The following is a 13,773-nucleotide window of genomic DNA, read 5'->3' on the forward strand; positions in this document are numbered from 1 at the left end:
TTTGGTAGACTCCCGGCAAATGCCCGAGGAGCTCAGGCTTTTCCTGAAGGAGCGCTTCGGCGTCCAGGGGCCCCTTCCCCCCGGGCGCTTTGAGGCCGAGCTCGCCAAGCAGCTGGGAAGCCCGGCCAAGCGGGCCCCCCTCCTCAAGGCCTGGCGGGCCTACCTGGGGGGTGGGGGGCGGGAGGCGGTGCGAAGTTTCTACCGGGAGGTCCTCAAGGTCCCCAAGGGGGAGGCCCTGGTCTACGGGATGCACCTCCCCTTCCTGGAGTTCTACGCCAAGGAGGTGCCCTCCCGGGTGGAGGGGCGGGTCCTGGAGGTGGGGCCTTTCACCGGGGCCCTGGTGGGCTTCCTGCAAAGGCAGCGCCCCGACCTGGAGTGGCACGCCCTGGAGGGGGTGGAGGAGGCGGTGGAGGTGGGCAGGAAGAGGGTGCCGGAGGTGGCCTGGCACCTGGGCTGGGCGGAGGAGGCCGAGCTTCCCCCCTTTGACACCCTGCTTCTCCTCTCGGTCTTTCCCGAGGGGCTCGTGGACCAGGACCTGGAAAGCCGCCTGGCTCCGGAGGCCTTCTGGAAGCGCTTCGCCTTCTTTGAGCGCCTGCCCCTCTTCCTCCGCCTCCTCCGTCCCGGGGGGCTTCTCGTCTACGGGCACGGGCCCTTTTTGGGCAAGAGCCCGGAAGGGGTGGAGGAGGGGCTCAGGCGCCTAGGTTTCGCCGAGGTGGAGCGGGTGGGGGAGGGGGAGTACTTCCTCGTCCTCGCCCGGAGGCCCGAGGCCCTGGCGGAGGCCTTCGTGGGGGAGGCCTTGGAGGAGCCTTGGGAGGAGCCCGAGCCCGTTTTGGCGCGGGGGGTGGACCTCGAGGAGGTGCGGACCCTTTTGGAGGCGGGCAACCACAAGGAGGTCCTGGCCCGCCTGCCCGAGGAGGCGGCGGGGGAGGCGGCCTACCTCCGGGGCCGGGCCCTCTTGGCCCTCTCCCGCTACGCCGAGGCGGAGGAGGCCTTAAGGCGGGCCCTCTCCGAGGAGGCGGAGGACCTTAGGGCCTTGGTCCTCGTGGAGCTCGGGGAGTACGAGAGGGCGAGGAGCCGCCTCGAGGCCCTGGCGGTGCGGGGCGGGCGGTACCGCCTGGCCCTGGGCCGGGTCTACCTGGCCCAGGGGCGGTACGCCGACGCCCTCCGGCAGTTCGTGGAGTCGGGCCTCCTCGAGGCCGAGGTCTACATCCAAGAGGCCCTGGAGCGCATCACCGACAGGATGCGCCGCTACGCCCGGGAGGGGGAGTGGACCGAGGTGAGCCGTCGGGCGGAGTTCGTGGAGGACCTCTCCCCGGGCCTCCTCACCCGGGAGATGCTTCGGCTTGGCCTAAGAGCGGCCCTTTTCCAAGGGCTCTTCGCCCGTGCCGAGCGCTACGCCAGGAGGCTCGCCGATTGGGACGAGGCCGAGGGGTTCTTGGGATTGGCCCTGAGCGCCCTCCGCCTCCGCACCCCCCTGGACTACCGGGGAGAGGACCTGAAGGCCGTGGAGCCCTACCTCACCGAGACCCTGAGCCGGGCGGAGATCCCCGAGGCCTCCTTGCTCCTCGGCATCCTCCGTCAGCGGGAAGGGCGCATGGCCGAGGCCCTTTACCTTCTGGAGCAGGCGGCCCGCCACGGGGAAGGGGAGGTGGCGGGGATGGCCTTCCACCACCTGGCCGAGGTAAAGCGGGCCCTAGGTCGCCCTCTTCGGGAGGTCCTTGGAGACCACAAGCGGGCCCACGCCCTAAGGGCCTACCCCGCCCCCTACCTCTTCCGCCTGGCCCGGGAGGCCCTGGAGGGGGGGGAGGAGGTGCTCGCCCGGGAGCTCCTTTCCCGGGCCCGGGACGCCGGGCTCGAGGCCGTGGCCGAGGAGGACCTCCTGGGACTCCTGCACCTTCTGGAGAGGCTGGAGGGGCCTTGGGCCGCCTTCAGCGTCCTCTACCAGGCCCTAAGCCACACGCCGCAGCCGCCCCTGGAGCTTCTGGCCTTGGCCTACCGGCTCTCCCGGGCCTTCCGGGAAAGCCCCGAGGCCGAGACGGCGCGGGGGCAGTACCTGGCCGCCCTCTACGGGGCGGGGAGGGCGGCGGAAGCGGAGGCCCTTCTCCTTTCCGAGCTCCAGGAGCACTCCCAGGCCCTGGAGGTCCTCTTTGACCTGGCCGAGCACCACGAGGCCCAGGGGGACTGGCGCCGGGCGGCGGAGTACTGGCAGAAGGCCCTGGAGGTGGCCCTTTACCGGGAGAAGGACCTGGCCCTGGCCCGGGAGATCCTTAGGAACCTCCTCTTCCTCAAGCCCCACGACGAGAGCCTGGCCCTCTACCTGGAGGAGCTTAAGGCGGTGGGGAAGGGCTTGAAGGCCCTGGGAGAGGAGGCGCCCCCCTTGCCCGAATCGCCCGGAAAACTCCTGGAGGAGGACCTCCCGAGGTTCCACGGGGAGCACCTCCTGGTGGTGGGGGGGCACACCCAGCTCCGTAGCCGCCTCGTTCCCTTTTTGGAGGCCCGGGGCCTCAAGGTGGACTGGTACGACGCCGACAGCGCCGGGGTGGGAAAGGAGGCCCTGAGGCGCATCCTGAGCCGCCTGGAGAAGGCCCACGGCCTCATGATCGTCTCCAGCTACGTGGGCCACGACCTCTCCGAGCCCGTGCGCCTCGAGGCCGAGCGCCTGGGGGTGCCGGTGCACGTCATCCCGGGCCGGGCCCGGGGGGCCACGGGGTTCTTGAGGGCCCTCAAGGCCTTCGCCCCGGAGGTCTTCAAGAAGGCCCTTAAAGGGGTACAGTAGGGGCTATGGAGGCCTTGGCCCTTGGCTACTCCCCCTGCCCCAACGACACCTTCATCTTCTACGCCCTGGCCCACGGCCGGGTGGAAAGCCCCGTTCCCTTGGAGCCCGTCCTGGAGGACGTGGAGACCCTGAACCGCTGGGCCCTGGAGGGGAGGCTTCCCCTCACCAAGCTCTCCTACGCCGCCTACGGCCGGGTGCGGGACCGGTACGTGGCCCTAAGGAGCGGGGGGGCCTTGGGGAGGGGGGTGGGGCCCCTCCTCGTGGCCAGGCGCCCCCTCCCCCGCCTCGAGGGGGCCAGGGTGGCCGTCCCAGGCCGGAACACCACCGCCTTCTTGCTCCTCTCCCTCTACGCCCAGGGCTTCCACCCCGTGGAGGTGCGCTACGACCAGATTCTCCCCCTGGTGGCCCAGGGAGAGGTGGAGGCGGGCCTCATCATCCACGAAAGCCGCTTCACCTATCCAAAGTACGGCCTGGTAAAGCTCTTGGACCTCGGGGAGTGGTGGGAGGCGGAAACCGGCCTACCCCTGCCCCTCGGGGCCATCCTGGCCCGGCGGGACCTGGGGGAGGGGCTCATCCTTGAGCTGGACCGGGCGGTGCGCCGGAGCCTGGAGTACGCCCTGGCCCACCCCGAGGAGGCCCTGGACTACATGAAGGCCCACGCGAAGGAGCTTTCCGAGGAGGTCATCTGGGCCCACGTGCGCACCTACGTGAACGGCTTCAGCCTGGACGTGGGAGAGGAGGGGGAGCGGGCCGTGGCGCGCCTCTTCGCCGAGGCCGAGGCCCGGGGGCTCGTTCCCCCTTCGGCCGCCCCCCTTTTTCTGTAGACCATGCTCCAGGGGCTACCTCCCGAGGCGCGCAAGGAGGCCGCCGGGGTCTTCCAGCCCCTCAGGGTGCGCCGGGGGGCCCTTCTCTACGCCGAGGGGGACCGGGCCGATGGCCTCTACCTGGTGCGGGAAGGCCTCCTGTTGCTGGAGCGCTTGGGCCCCGCCGAGGAGCCCGCCACCTTGGGGGTGGTGGGCCCGGGGGAGCTTTTGGGGGAGGAGGCCCTGGTGGGGGAGGCCAGGCGGCGCGCCGGGGCCGTGGCCCTCACCTACGGCGAGCTCCTCTTCGCCCCCAAGGACCGGCTTGACCCCCTTTGGGCCCGCTTTCCCCAGGTGGGGGCCTGGCTCCTCGAGGCCCTCTACCGCCGCCTGCGAGCGGCGGAGGAGAGGCTTTGGGAGGTGCGCCACCTCTCCGTGGCCCAGCGCCTGGCCCGGTTCCTCCTCCGCCTGGGGCGGGAGGGGGAGGTGGTCCTCTCCCACCAGGACCTGGCCCGCATGGTGGGGGCCACCCGGGAAACCGTGACCAAGCTCCTGGGGGAGTGGGCCCTGGAGGGCTGGGTGGAGCTGGGCTACCGCCGGGTGGAGGTCCTGGACCCCAAGGCCCTTGCCCGCCTGGCGGAGGCGCTTTAGGCTCTAAAGCATGGAGCCCGCCCTGCTGGCCCGCCTTTTGAACCTGCCCCAAGGGGAGGAGGCCCTAAGGTCCCGCCTGGGCCGAAAGGGCCACCCCAGGCTTGGGGAGGCCCTTGGGGCCTACCTTGAGCGCCTTCAGGCCCCGGAGGAAGCCTTCAGGGCCCTGAAGCGCCTCGAGGCGGGGGCGGTGGTCACCGGCCAGCAGGCGGGGCTTCTCGGGGGGCCCGCCCTCACCTTCTACAAGGCCCACACCGCCTTGGGCCTGGCGGAGCGGGTAGGGGCGGCCGGGGTCTTTTGGGTGGCCTCCCAGGACCACGACGTGGAGGAGGTGCGCCACCTCCACCTCCTCGTGGACGGGGAGGTGCGCACCCTTTCCCTTCCCTTCCCCCCCCTGCCCGCGGGGCGCCTTTCCCTGGAGCCTCACCGCAAGGCCATCGCCGACTTCCTCGGCCCTTGGGCGAAGGACCCCCGCCTGGTCTACGCCCTGGAGGCGGGGACGCTTTCCGAGTTCTTCGCCCGGGTCCTCCTGGCCTTTTTGGGGGAGCGGGGGCTCCTCCCCTTTGACCCCATGGCCGAGGAGCTCGCCCCCCTCTTCCAGGAGGCCCTGGAGCGGGAGCTAGAAGACCCCTTGGCGAGCGCCGAGGCCATCAACCGGGAGGCGGAAAGGGTCCGGGGCCTTGGGGGGAAGGCCCCTCTTCGGCGCAAGCCCGGGGCCACCAACCTCTTCCTGGAAACAGACCAAAGACGCCTCCTCTTCTACGAGGGCGGGGCCTTCACCGACGGGGTGCGGCGCTACACCCAGAGGGAGCTCCGGGAGATCGCCCGCGCCGACCCCTCCCGCCTCACCCCGGCGGCGGGTCTGAGGCCCGTGTTTCAGGACCTGGTCCTCCCCACGGCGGGCTTCGTGGTGGGGCCCAACGAGTTCCGCTACGTGGCGGAGCTTTCCGGGGTCTACGCCCTCTACGGCCTTCCCATGCCCGCCCTCTTCCTGAGGGTGCAGGGGGTGGTGCTGGAGCCCCCCATCCTTCGCATCCTAAAGCGGTACCGCCTGGACCCCTGGGCCTTCGTGGAGCGGGGAGAGGGGGCCTTCCTCGAGGCCCTCCGGGAGGACCTGGAGGGCTTCCGGCAGGTGGAGGAGGGGCTCGCCCGGCTCCTGGAAGAGGCCCAGGCCCTGGCGGAGCGGGCCCGGGCCCTGGAGCCCACCCTGGAGCGCCCCTTCCGCCGCTTCCGGGCGAGGCTTCAGGGGGAGGGGGAGCGGCTTCTTCGGAAGGTGCTCCGCGCCCGGCTTTCCCGGGATGCGGTGTTTTTCCACCACCTGGAGCGCTTAAGGCGCCACCTCCTTCCCCTGGGGCTTCCCCAGGAGCGCGTTTTCCCCTACGCCATGTACGCCTTGCGCCACCAAGACGCTTTGCGGAGCCTGGAAGAGGCGCCCTTAGAGGGGCGGGCGGTGCTGGTCCTGGGGTAGGATGGAAGGCCGATGCGCGGCTTTTTCCGGCTTTTCCTCCTTCTCCTCGCCCTCTTTTCCGGGCGGGGCCAGGGGCAGGACCTATGGCTTCGGGTCCTCCTCCGGGAGGCGCCCTTGGGCCAGGAGGTGGTCCTCAGGCTCCCCGAGGGGAAGGTGCGGGCCTGGGCCACGCCCCAGGGGGTGGCGGTGGAGGGAAGGGTCTACCCCTTCCTTGACCTTCCCGCCCCCTATTTCGCCCTGGGAGGCCGGGTCTACCGGGGCGGGGTGCGCCTCCTCGCCCAGGGGGGGAAGCTTCTCGTGGTGAACCTCGTTTCCCTGGAGGACTACCTCCTCGGGGTCCTGCCGGGGGAGATGCCCGAGGGCTTTCCCCTGGAGGCCCTGAAGGCCCAGGCGGTGGTGGCCCGCACCTTCGCCGTAAGCCGCCTGAACCCCAAGGCCCCTTACGACCTCTGCGCGGGCGAGCGCTGCCAGGTCTACCTGGGCTTTTCCGCCGAAAAGGAACGGTACCGGGCGGCGGTGGCGGCCACCCGGGGCCAGGTCCTGAGCTACGGGGGAAGGGCCATCTCCGCCCTCTATCACGCCGACTCCGGGGGGATGACGGCGGGAAACGAGGAGGTCTTCGGCCAGGCCCTGCCCTACCTCCGCCCCCGCCCCGACCCCTACGCCAAGGGCCCCAAAAGCCTTTGGCGGATGCGGGTGGAAAAGGCCCGAGCGGCCAAGGTGCTCCGGGCTCTGGGGTTCCGTCCGGCGGGGGAAGACCCTCCCCGGGTTCTGGAGCGAAGCCCCTCGGGCCGGGTGTGGCGGGTGCGGCTTCTGGGGGTGGAGCTTCGGGGCCTCGAGGCGGGCCGCTTCCTGCGCCTTCTGGGGCTTCCCTCTACCCTGGTGGAGTTCCAAGGCTTTGAGGCGTTGGGCCGGGGGCTGGGGCACGGGGTGGGACTTTCCCAGTGGGGGGCCAAGGGCATGGCCGAGGCGGGGTACGGCCACCGGGAGATCCTGGGACACTACTTCCCCGGCACCTTTCTTTCGGACCTTCTCCTAGGGGGGCTTCCGGGTCCGGCCTTGGCCCTTCGCTAGGCCATGTGGATCCCCACGCCCCTAGGGCCCCTCTGGCTGGAGGTTTCCCCCTTTGGGGTGCGGCGCTTGGAGCCCGTCCTTTTTCTCCGGGGAGAGGAGGCAAGGGGCTCCCTAGCCCGTGCCGTGCGGGAGAGGGTGGAGGCCTACTTCGCCGGGGAGCGCCTGAACTTTTTGGACCTGCCCCTGGACTACGCCGGCTTCTCCCCGGCCCGGGTAGCGGTCTACGAGCGGGTGCGGCGCATTCCCTACGGAAAGACGGAAAGCTACGGGCGCCTGGCCCGGGAGCTCGGTCTCGCTCCCCGGGCCGTGGGGGCGGCCCTTAGGGCCTGCCCCTTTTTCCTCCTGGTGCCCGCCCACCGGGTGATCCACGCCGATGGTCGGCTTGGGGGGTTTCAGGGCCAGGAGGGGCTGAAGCGCTGGCTCCTCGCCTTTGAAGGGGCCTTAGACCTCCACCCAGACCGCTAGGGAAAAGGGGGGAAGCTCGGGGCCACAGAGGCGCCCCCCCATGGGGGTACAGGCCTTCCCCGAGAGGAGGTCCACCGCCTGGGCTCCCCGGGGCAGGGCCCCGTGCAGGGGGAAGTCCTGGCGGAAGGGGTGGGGGGTGGCGTTCGCCACCACCAGGTAGGGCCCGCGGGTGAAGGCCAGGTGGCCGTCCTGGGCGTAGACGCGCCGGTAGGGGGCGGTGCGCAGGAGGGGGTGGTCCTTGCGTAGCCTCGCCATCCGCCGCACCGCCTCCCAAAGCTCCCTCCGCCAGCGGGCTTCCTCCCAGACCATCCCGCCCCGGTTATCCGGGTCGTGGCCCCCTTCCATGCCCACCTCTTCCCCGTAGTAGACCGTGGGGTTTCCGGGCAGGAGGAAGAGGAGGGAAAGGGCGAGCCTCGCCCGCTCCACGCTTCCCCGCATCAGGCTGAGGAGGCGAGGGGTGTCGTGGGAGGTGAGGAGGTTCATCTGGGCCCGGACCACCTCGGGGCGGTAGCGGCCAAAGAGGTCCTCCAGCCGATGGCTGAAGGCCAGGGCCTGGAGGGGTTCAACGGGCCCAAGCCCCGAGCGGGCGGCGAGCTCCCGGTCCAGGGCCTCCCCCCCCACGAAGCCCAGGAGGGCCCGGGCGAGGGGGTAGTTCATCACCGCGTCAAACATGTCCCCCTGGAGCCAGAAATCCGCCTCCTCCCAGATCTCCCCCACCAGGTAGGCCTCGGGGTTCGCCCCCTTGACCCTGCGCCGGAACTCCCGCCAGAACTCGGGGTCTGGGATCTCGTTCGGCACGTCCAGGCGCCAGCCGTCTATCCCGAAGCGAATCCAGTGCTCGGCCACGGAAAGCAGGTATTCCCGCACCGCCGGGGTCTCCACCTTGAGCTTGGGCAGCTCGGGGTTGCCCCACCAGGCCTCGTAGTTGGGCTCGAGGCCGTAGGCGTTGAGGGGGAAGCCCTTCACGTGGTACCAGTCCCGGTAGGGGCTCGCCTCCCCGTTTTCCAGGAGGTGCTGGAAGGCGAAAAAGCCCCTTCCCGTGTGGTTGAAGACCCCGTCCAGGATGACCCGGACCCCGTGGGCGTGGGCCACCTCCAAGAGGTGGCGGAGGGCGGCGTTGCCTCCCAGGAGGGGGTCCACCTGGAAGTAGTCCACGGTGTGGTAGCGGTGGTTGGCGGTGGAGGCGAAGACGGGGTTGAGGTAGAGGGCCTCCACCCCCAGGTCCAGGAGGTAGGGAATCTTCTCCGCCACGCCCCAAAGCGTTCCCCCCTTGAAGCCCCTTAGGGTGGGGGGGGCTTCCCAGGGCTCAAAGGGTCCCGTAGGGGCGGGCCTGCCCGGGGGGCCTGCCCGGAAGAAGCGGTCGGGGAAGATTTGGTAAAAGAAGGCGCCCTGGTACCAGGCCATGGGGGAGAGTGTACCACGGGGAGAAGGTGCCCAGATCACAAAAATCCTTGCCGGGGCCGGGGGCTTTTGGTATCCTCCCGGGGTGAGGGGTATGCGGGGCCAGCTCTTCGTCATGACCGGGGCCAGCGGGGTGGGGAAGGGCACGGTGCGGGCCAAGGTCCTGGAGCGCACCCGCCTTTTCTACTCCATCTCCATGACCACCCGTCCCCCCCGCCCGGGGGAGCGGCACGGGGTGGACTACTACTTCGTGGACCGGCCCACCTTTGAGGCCCTCCTCGCCAAAGGGGGGTTTCTGGAGCACGCCGAGTACGTGGGGCACCTCTACGGCACCCCCAAGGCCCCGGTGGAGCGGGCCTTGAGCCGGGGGGAGGACGTGCTCTTGGAGATCGAGGTCCAGGGGGCCCTCCAGGTGAAGGAGAGGATGCCCGAGGCCGTGCTCATCTTTCTGGTGCCCCCTTCCCTTTCCGAGCTCAAGCGCCGCCTGGTCTACCGGGGCACGGACGACCCCGAGAGGATTCGGAGGCGCCTGGAGCAGGCGGAAAGAGAGATCAGGAACGCCCACCGCTTTGACTACGTGGTGGTGAACGACGTGCTGGAGGAGGCGGTGCGGGACTTCCTCGCCATCCTCACCGCCGAGCGCCGCCGCACCGAGCGCATGGGGGAGGCCCTGAGCCGGGCCCTCGCCCGGGACGCGTCCTTGGAGGAGGAGCTGGAGGAGATCCTGAGGAGGAGCCATGGCGGAACCGGGGATTGACAAGCTCTTTGGCATGGTGGATTCCAAGTACCGGCTCACGGTGGTGGTGGCCAAAAGGGCCCAGCAGCTTCTGCGCCACCGCTTCAAGAACACCGTCTTGGAGCCGGAGGAAAGGCCCAAGATGCGCACCCTCGAGGGCCTCTTTGACGACCCCAACGCCGTGACCTGGGCCATGAAGGAACTCTTCACGGGCAGGCTCGTCTTCGGGGAGAACCTGGTCCCCGAGGACCGCCTGCAGAAGGAGATGGAGAGGCTCTACCCGGTGGCGGAAGAGGAGGGTTAGTGGCCCGGGTCCTGGTGGCGGTGGCGGGGGGGGTGGCGGCCATCAAGGCCCCCCACCTCCTCCGCCTCCTCCGGGCGAGGGGGCACGAGGTCCGGGTCCTGGCCACGCCGAGGGCCCTGGAGTTCATCACCCCCCTTTCCCTGGCGGTGGCCGCGGGGGGCGAGGTGGCCACGGAGGAAGCCTGGTTCCGCCCCGATGGCCGGGCCCTCCACATAGAGCTCGCCCGGTGGGCCGAGGCCGTCCTGGTGGCCCCGGCCACCGCCGACGCCATGGCCAAGGCCGCCCTTGGCCTCGCCGACGACCTCCTCTCCGCCACCCTCCTCGCCGGGGCGAAGAGGGTGGCCTGGGCTCCCGCCATGAACGAGGCCATGTGGCTTTCCCCCCAGACCCAGGCCCACGCCGAGCGGCTTAAGGCCCTGGGCCACGCCCTCTTCGGCCCCGCCTACGGCCCTTTGGCGGCGGCGGGGGAGGGAGAGGGGTGGGGGCGGATGCTGGAGCCCGAGGAACTGGTGGAGCGCCTCGAGGCCCTTCTCGCCCCTAAAGATCTAAAGGGCCTTCGCCTTCTGGTCTCCGCCGGGCCCACCCGGGAGTACCTGGACCCCGTGCGCTTCCTCTCCAACCCCTCCTCGGGCCGGATGGGCTACGCCGTGGCCGAGGCCGCCCGGGACCGGGGGGCGGAGGTGGTCCTGGTTTCGGGCCCCACTGCCCTCCCCGACCCCTGGGGAATGGAGGTGGTGCAGGTGGAAAGCGCCCTGGAGATGCGGCAGGCCATCCTGGACCGCTACCCCTGGGCCGAGGCCGTGGTGATGGCGGCGGCGGTGGCCGACTACCGGCCCGCCGAGACCCTCAAGGAGAAGGAGCCCAAGGTGGAGGCCGAGCGCCTCCTCCGCCTGGTGCCCAACCCCGACATCCTCAAGGAGCTCGGGGAGAGGAAGGAGGGCCGGATTCTGGTGGGCTTCGCCATGGAGACCGGGGAGGGCCTGGAGCGGGCCAGGGAGAAGCTAAGGCGCAAGAACCTGGACCTTATCGCCCTCAACTGGGTCAACCGGGAGGGGGTGGGCTTTGGGAGCCTGGAGAACCAGGTGGTCCTCCTCCTTAGGGACGGGCGGGTCCTGGAGCTTCCCCGCATGAGGAAGCGGGAAGTGGCCGAGCGTATACTGGATTTGGTCAAGGAGCTTAGGGGTTAAGGGATGGGTATGCGCAGCAAGGCGGAGCGGCACCGCGCCATCCAGGAGATCGTGCGCAAGGAGGAGATCGGCACCCAGAAGGAGCTGGTGGAGCGCCTGCGCCAGCTCGGGTTTGAGGTGACCCAGGCCACGGTGAGCCGCGACATCGCCGAGCTCCGCCTGGCCCGGGTGGCCCTGGGCAAGGGGCGGCACAAGTACGCCCTCCCCTCCACGGAGCTTCCCGAGGACGTGTACGAGGAGCTCAGGCGGCAGGTGGGCCTCTTCGTGAAGGACGTGGACCGGGGCGGCAACCTCTTGGTGCTCAAGACCGCCGAGGGGCACGCCTCCGGCATCGCCCTCCTCATAGACCGCCTCAGGCGGGACGAGATCGTGGGCACCCTGGCGGGGGAGGACACCATTTTGGTGGTGGCCCGCACGGAGGAGGACGCCAGGGCCTTGGAGGAGGAGTTCGGCGGGCTTCTCCTTTCGGGGAAGGCCCTGGGGAGGCCCGCCCCCTCCTAAAGCCGTGCCCGAGTTTTTCCTGAAGTCCTTCCTCACCCTTTTCGTGGTCATGGACCCGGTGGGCCTGGTGCCGGTGTTTTTGGCCCTGGCCGGGGACCGCTCCCCCAAGGAGCAGGCGCGCATCGCCCGCAAGGCGGTCCTGGTGGCGGGAGGGCTTCTCACCTTCTTTTTCTTCTTCGGCCGGGGGCTTCTGGGCTACCTGGGCATCAGCCTGGACGCCCTGCGGGTGGCCGGGGGTATCCTCCTTTTCCGCATCGCCACGGAGATGGTCTTTGCCCATCACGAGCGGGAGACGGAAGAGGAGGCCAGAGAGGCCTTGGAGCGGGCGGACATCTCCGTCTTCCCCCTGGCCATCCCCCTGATTGCGGGCCCGGGGGCCTTGGCCAGCGTGCTGGTCCTGGGAGCGGAGGCCACGCGGGTGCCCTTGGGGGTGGGGATGGTCCTCCTCACGGCCTTTCTGGTCCTGGCCCTGGCTTACCTCTTCCTGCGGGCGGCCATCCGGGTGCGCCGGGCCTTGGGGCGCACGGGGGTCAACGTGGTGACCCGGGTCCTGGGCATTCTCCTCGCCGCCTTGGCGGTGCAGTACGTGGCCCAAGGGGTCAAGGGCCTTCTTTAAACTTCTCGCGATGCGTCCGGCTTTAATACCACCCCATGCTGGCTTGCATGGGGGCCCCGGGAAAGAAGGCCCACGGCTTAGGCGAAGGATTCACAGGGGGTTTTCTAGGGTTCCTTCCCCCGCCTCGATCCCTCCTGCGCCTACCCCGTAGACGGGGGTAAGGGGCAGGGGAGGGGTTCCGCTCCACCCCTTCATCCGGGGCTTCGGGGAGGCTCAACCTTGGACCTCGGGGCGCTCTAGGAGGAGCCGGGCGTGGGAGAGGGCGGCCTCGGTGTACTGGCCGGAGAGGAGGCGGGCGAGCTCCCGCACCCTCTCTTCCCCCTCCAGGACCTCCACCCGCACCTCCTCCCCCGCCTTCACCACCTTCAGGTGGCGGTGGGCCCGGGCGGCGATCTGGGGCAGGTGGGTGACCACCAGGACCTGCCGGGTCTCGCTCAGGCGGGCCAGGCGCTCGGCCACCTTCCAGGCGGTCTCCCCGCCGAGGCCCGCGTCCACCTCGTCAAAGACCACGGTGGGGGCCTCGGCCCCCGTGAGGAGGGCGAGGGCCAGGGCCACCCGGGAGAGCTCCCCGCCGCTTGCCGCCCCCAGGGGGGCGGGGGGAAGGTGGGGGTTGGCGGAGAAGCGGAAGGCCACCTCCTCGAGGCCGAAAGGCCCCGGCTCCGGGAGGGGCTTGAGGTCCACCTGGAAGCGGGCCCTGGGAAAGCCGAGCTCGGAAAGCTCCCGCTCCATGCCCCGGGCGAGGCGCTCCGCCGCCTGCCTGCGGGCCTCGCCCAGGGCCTCGCCCGCCAGGAGGAGGGCCGCTTCCGCCTCCTCTAGGGCCCGGGCCACCTCCTCTAGCCGGGCCTCCCCTCCCTCCAGGGTGGAGAGCTCCGCCCTCGCCCGCTCCGCGTGGGCCAGCACGTCCTCCAGGGTGGGCCCGTACTTGCGCTTCAGGCGCTCCAAGAGGGCGAGGCGGGCCTCGAGGGCCGAAAGCCGCTCTGGGTCCCCCTCCAGGCCCTCCAGGTAGTCCGCAAGCTCCCGGGCCACGGCCTGGGCCCCGTGGAGGGCGGCCTCCAGGTCCTCCGCCAGGGCCTCCAGGGCCCGGTCAAACCGCCCCCCCGCCTTAAGCTCCCTAAAGGCGGCCTCCAGAGGCCCCAGGGCCTCCTCCTCCAGGAGGCCGTAGGCCCTTCCTGCCCGCTCCCTCAGGGCCTCGAGGTGGCGGAGCTTCCGGGCCTCCTCCGAAAGCTCCTCGTCCTCCCCCGGGCGGGGCTTGGCTTCGGCGATCTCCTTTAGCTGGAAGCGAAGGAGGTCCTCCCGCTCGGCTTTGGCCCTGAGGGCTTCTTCTAGGGCTTCCTTTTCGCCCTTTAGGGCCTGGTGGCGGGCGTAGGCCTCCTGGTAGCGGGCGAGAAGCTCTGGGTCCAGGAGGGCGTCCAGAAGCTCCCGCTGGCGCCTCGGGGAGAGGAGGGCGAGGGCCGCGTGCTGGGCGTGGAGGGAAAGCCACCTCTCCGCCTCCTCCTGGAGCTCCTTCAGGCTCACCACCTCCCCGTCAATGCGGGGCGTGGAGCGGCTTCCCACCCTCCGGGAGAGGACCCGCTCCTCCTTCCCCTGGAAGAAGGCGGTGACGAGAAGGCTATCCCCAAAGGGCCCCACCCTCCCCTCGGGCTTTTCCCCGAGGAGGAGGGCCAGGGCGTCCACCAGGAGGCTCTTTCCCGCCCCGGTTTCCCCGGTGAGGACGTTGAGGCCGGGGGCGAGCTCCAGGGCGGCCTCCCGGATGACGGCGAGGTTTTGCACCTCGAGGCGCCGGAGCATCCCCCTCAT

General features: G+C 70.6%; 13 protein-coding genes. 11 read left to right on the top strand and 2 right to left on the bottom strand.

What is annotated here, in order from left to right; genetic code table 11:
- Positions 1-19: 19 nt before the first annotated feature.
- Genes AC01Y6_RS00235 through AC01Y6_RS00260 form a run of 6 tightly spaced genes read left to right on the top strand, consistent with a single transcriptional unit; the run spans position 20 to position 7,231 of the window.
- The gene (locus tag AC01Y6_RS00235) at positions 20-2,776 is read left to right on the top strand and encodes a hypothetical protein (protein ID WP_476669731.1); all 2,757 of its coding nucleotides are present in this window, start codon (positions 20-22) and stop codon (positions 2,774-2,776) included.
- Positions 2,777-2,781: 5 nt separating this feature from the next.
- Positions 2,782-3,600, top strand: a complete 819-nt coding sequence (locus AC01Y6_RS00240) for a menaquinone biosynthesis family protein (RefSeq protein ID WP_476669733.1) — start codon at positions 2,782-2,784, stop codon at positions 3,598-3,600.
- Between the two features lie 3 nt (positions 3,601-3,603).
- The gene (locus AC01Y6_RS00245; RefSeq protein ID WP_476669735.1) at positions 3,604-4,227 is read left to right on the top strand and encodes a Crp/Fnr family transcriptional regulator; all 624 of its coding nucleotides are present in this window, start codon (positions 3,604-3,606) and stop codon (positions 4,225-4,227) included.
- A gap of 10 nt (positions 4,228-4,237) precedes the next feature.
- Positions 4,238-5,692: a bacillithiol biosynthesis cysteine-adding enzyme BshC gene (bshC, locus tag AC01Y6_RS00250; protein ID WP_476669737.1), complete on the top strand. Its 1,455-nt coding sequence runs from the start codon at positions 4,238-4,240 to the stop codon at positions 5,690-5,692.
- Between the two features lie 12 nt (positions 5,693-5,704).
- The gene (locus tag AC01Y6_RS00255) at positions 5,705-6,766 is read left to right on the top strand and encodes a SpoIID/LytB domain-containing protein (RefSeq protein WP_476669738.1); all 1,062 of its coding nucleotides are present in this window, start codon (positions 5,705-5,707) and stop codon (positions 6,764-6,766) included.
- A gap of 3 nt (positions 6,767-6,769) precedes the next feature.
- Positions 6,770-7,231: a methylated-DNA--[protein]-cysteine S-methyltransferase gene (locus tag AC01Y6_RS00260; RefSeq protein WP_347241702.1), complete on the top strand. Its 462-nt coding sequence runs from the start codon at positions 6,770-6,772 to the stop codon at positions 7,229-7,231.
- On the opposite strand, the gene AC01Y6_RS00265 is transcribed toward AC01Y6_RS00260, so the two are convergent.
- Complete coding sequence (locus AC01Y6_RS00265) at positions 7,208-8,635, bottom strand: glycoside hydrolase family 13 protein (RefSeq protein ID WP_476669739.1); 1,428 nt, start codon at positions 8,633-8,635, stop codon at positions 7,208-7,210. The two genes, AC01Y6_RS00260 and AC01Y6_RS00265, sit on opposite strands and share 24 nt — an antisense overlap.
- A 91-nt stretch (positions 8,636-8,726) precedes the next feature.
- Between AC01Y6_RS00265 and gmk the strand changes: the two genes are divergently transcribed.
- Genes gmk through AC01Y6_RS00290 form a run of 5 tightly spaced genes read left to right on the top strand, consistent with a single transcriptional unit; the run spans position 8,727 to position 11,976 of the window.
- Positions 8,727-9,389, top strand: coding sequence for a guanylate kinase (gene gmk, locus AC01Y6_RS00270; protein ID WP_476669790.1), 663 nt, complete (start codon positions 8,727-8,729; stop codon positions 9,387-9,389).
- On the top strand, positions 9,370-9,672 hold the full coding sequence (gene rpoZ / locus AC01Y6_RS00275; protein ID WP_347241704.1) for a DNA-directed RNA polymerase subunit omega: 303 nt from the start codon (positions 9,370-9,372) through the stop codon (positions 9,670-9,672). The genes gmk and rpoZ overlap by 20 nt, the downstream gene beginning before the upstream one ends.
- Entirely contained in the window at positions 9,672-10,859 is a 1,188-nt protein-coding gene (coaBC, locus tag AC01Y6_RS00280; protein ID WP_476669740.1) for a bifunctional phosphopantothenoylcysteine decarboxylase/phosphopantothenate--cysteine ligase CoaBC, read from the top strand. The genes rpoZ and coaBC overlap by 1 nt, the downstream gene beginning before the upstream one ends.
- 9 nt (positions 10,860-10,868) lie before the next feature.
- Complete coding sequence (argR, locus tag AC01Y6_RS00285; protein ID WP_347241706.1) at positions 10,869-11,360, top strand: arginine repressor; 492 nt, start codon at positions 10,869-10,871, stop codon at positions 11,358-11,360.
- Positions 11,361-11,364: 4 nt separating this feature from the next.
- Positions 11,365-11,976, top strand: a complete 612-nt coding sequence (locus AC01Y6_RS00290) for a MarC family protein (RefSeq protein WP_347241707.1) — start codon at positions 11,365-11,367, stop codon at positions 11,974-11,976.
- A 213-nt stretch (positions 11,977-12,189) separates the two neighbouring features.
- Here AC01Y6_RS00290 and recN read toward each other — a convergent pair whose 3' ends face one another.
- Entirely contained in the window at positions 12,190-13,764 is a 1,575-nt protein-coding gene (gene recN, locus AC01Y6_RS00295) for a DNA repair protein RecN (protein ID WP_476669742.1), read from the bottom strand.
- Positions 13,765-13,773 lie beyond the last annotated feature (9 nt).

This window comes from Thermus sp. (assembly GCF_056332225.1).

What these genes read in the sequence shown, in the direction of transcription:
- AC01Y6_RS00235 (WP_476669731.1), top strand. Translation starts at nt 20, where the DNA reads ATGCCCGAGGAGCTCAGGCTTTTCCTGAAGGAGCGCTTCGGCGTCCAG.
- AC01Y6_RS00240 (WP_476669733.1), top strand. Translation starts at nt 2,782, where the DNA reads ATGGAGGCCTTGGCCCTTGGCTACTCCCCCTGCCCCAACGACACCTTC.
- AC01Y6_RS00245 (WP_476669735.1), top strand. Translation starts at nt 3,604, where the DNA reads ATGCTCCAGGGGCTACCTCCCGAGGCGCGCAAGGAGGCCGCCGGGGTC.
- bshC (WP_476669737.1), top strand. Translation starts at nt 4,238, where the DNA reads ATGGAGCCCGCCCTGCTGGCCCGCCTTTTGAACCTGCCCCAAGGGGAG.
- AC01Y6_RS00255 (WP_476669738.1), top strand. Translation starts at nt 5,705, where the DNA reads ATGCGCGGCTTTTTCCGGCTTTTCCTCCTTCTCCTCGCCCTCTTTTCC.
- AC01Y6_RS00260 (WP_347241702.1), top strand. Translation starts at nt 6,770, where the DNA reads ATGTGGATCCCCACGCCCCTAGGGCCCCTCTGGCTGGAGGTTTCCCCC.
- AC01Y6_RS00265 (WP_476669739.1), bottom strand. Translation starts at nt 8,635, where the DNA reads ATGGCCTGGTACCAGGGCGCCTTCTTTTACCAAATCTTCCCCGACCGC.
- gmk (WP_476669790.1), top strand. Translation starts at nt 8,727, where the DNA reads ATGCGGGGCCAGCTCTTCGTCATGACCGGGGCCAGCGGGGTGGGGAAG.
- rpoZ (WP_347241704.1), top strand. Translation starts at nt 9,370, where the DNA reads ATGGCGGAACCGGGGATTGACAAGCTCTTTGGCATGGTGGATTCCAAG.
- argR (WP_347241706.1), top strand. Translation starts at nt 10,869, where the DNA reads ATGCGCAGCAAGGCGGAGCGGCACCGCGCCATCCAGGAGATCGTGCGC.
- recN (WP_476669742.1), bottom strand. Translation starts at nt 13,764, where the DNA reads ATGCTCCGGCGCCTCGAGGTGCAAAACCTCGCCGTCATCCGGGAGGCC.